Source organism: Pseudomonas sp. NBRC 111139 (assembly GCF_001753955.1).
Lineage (GTDB): Bacteria > Pseudomonadota > Gammaproteobacteria > Pseudomonadales > Pseudomonadaceae > Aquipseudomonas > Aquipseudomonas alloputida.
Genome location: NZ_BCBP01000006.1, coordinates 1 through 1,173, shown reverse-complemented (window position 1 = coordinate 1,173; position 1,173 = coordinate 1). Strand labels below are relative to the sequence as shown.

Annotated in this window: 1 protein-coding gene; it reads left to right on the top strand. The window is 56.6% G+C overall.

The features are described 5' to 3' along the window. Positions 1-66: 66 nt before the first annotated feature. Complete coding sequence (locus tag BJQ17_RS00045) at positions 67-1,047, top strand: IS5-like element ISPa41 family transposase (RefSeq protein ID WP_003117291.1); 981 nt, start codon at positions 67-69, stop codon at positions 1,045-1,047. The last annotated feature ends 126 nt before the right edge of the window (positions 1,048-1,173 follow it).

Genomic DNA, 1,173 nt, shown 5'->3' with positions numbered 1-1,173 from the left:
CTAGGGAATCTCCGAACAAGCCTTCAGTTATGCGAGAATCCCCGCAACACCTGATCCGAGCCGCCCATGAGCCAGATGAGCTTTTCCGACTTTGAGTACGCCGGCAAGCGCAAGCAAACCCGCCGAGAGCGCTTCCTCGCCGAAATGGATCAGGTGGTGCCCTGGGCAGGTCTGCTGGAGCTGATCGAACCGTTCTACCCCAAGGCCGGCGGCGGTAGAAAACCCTATCCTCTGGAAACCATGCTGCGCATCCATCTGTTGCAGAACTGGTTCTCCCTGAGCGACCCGGCCATGGAGGAAGCGCTCTACGAAATCACGCCCATGCGCCAGTTCGCACGCCTGACGCTGAGCGCGCCAATCCCCGAAGACACCACGATCATGAACTTCCGGCACTTGCTGGAGAAGCATCAGCTCGCACCGGCAATCCTTGCGGTCATCAATGGTTATCTGCAGGAAAAAGGCCTGTCGCTGCGCCAAGGCACCATCGTCGATGCCACCATTATTCATGCCCCCAGCTCGACCAAAAATAAAGAAGGCAAGCGTGATCCCGAGATGCACCAGACCAAGAAAGGCGGTCAGTATTTCTTCGGGATGAAGGCGCACATCGGTGCCGATGTCGAGTCCGGCCTGGTGCATCACGTCCATGGCACCGCTGCCAATGTGGCCGATGTCACGCAGGTGGCTGAACTGCTGCATGGCGAAGAAAACGCCGTGTATGCAGATGCCGGTTACACCGGTGTCGAAAGGCGCGAAGAGCATGAAAATCGGGGGGTGATCTGGCAGATTGCAGCGCGTCGCAGCACCTATTCCAAGCTGAACCAGCGCAGCGTACTGTACAAAGCCAAGCGCAAGATCGAGTTCTGCAAGGCTCAGACACGGGCCAAGGTCGAGCATCCGTTTCGCGTGATCAAGCGGCAGTTTGGTTACGTGAAAATACGTTTTCGTGGGCTGATGAAAAACACGGCTCAGTTGACCACGCTGTTCGCCCTGGCAAACCTGTGGAGGGTTCGAAAACAGCTCATGGGTATGGGTGAGGTTCGCGTTTAACACGGAGAACCGGTCGAAAAAGCTCTCCGTACATGATTTTTCGGTCACTTTTCGTCCAATGACGCTGTAGGTGCCTGGAAAATTGCAACTTGCCGCGGCTGCACGACAAGTTGATCGGAGCATCCC

What these genes read in the sequence shown, in the direction of transcription:
- BJQ17_RS00045 (WP_003117291.1), top strand. Translation starts at nt 67, where the DNA reads ATGAGCCAGATGAGCTTTTCCGACTTTGAGTACGCCGGCAAGCGCAAG.